The 500-nt window shown below is 46.4% G+C and carries 1 protein-coding gene; it reads left to right on the forward strand.

Features of this window, described 5'->3' with window-relative positions:
• The coding region (locus tag HPT30_RS00755) for an IS3 family transposase (RefSeq protein ID WP_175369662.1) at nt 1-500 on the forward strand (500 nt) is incomplete at both ends.

A 500-nucleotide genomic window follows, 5' to 3' on the forward strand; every position in this document is an offset into this window, starting at 1 on the left:
ATGGGTAAATTCAAAGTCCAAACGACCGATTCAAACCATGACTTCCCTATTGCGCCGAATTGGTTAAACCAACACTTCGATGTGTGCACAAAACCGAATCAGGTATGGGTTACAGATATTACCTATATCCGGACACGTCAAGGCACGGTTTATTTAGCGAGCGTACTAGATTTATTCACGCGTAAAATTGTGGGCTGGGAGCTCGGAAACCGAATGAAAGTGGAACTGGTTTCTGCCGCGCTAGACAAAGCGTACGAGGCACAGAAGCCCGAAAAAGGACTCATTCACCATTCTGACCGTGGAAGCCAGTACGCCTCGGAAAAATACCGGAAGAAGCTAAAGAAGTACCATATGATTCGCAGCATGAGCCGCCGAGGGAACTGCTACGACAATGCCTGCATAGAATCGTTCCACAGCATCCTTAAGCGAGAATTGATCTACCGTAGAGCCATTTTCCAGACTCAAAAAGAAGCCGAAAACCATTTGTTCCGATATATCGA

This window comes from Paenibacillus agri, assembly GCF_013359945.1.
Taxonomy (GTDB): domain Bacteria; phylum Bacillota; class Bacilli; order Paenibacillales; family Paenibacillaceae; genus Paenibacillus_AQ; species Paenibacillus_AQ agri.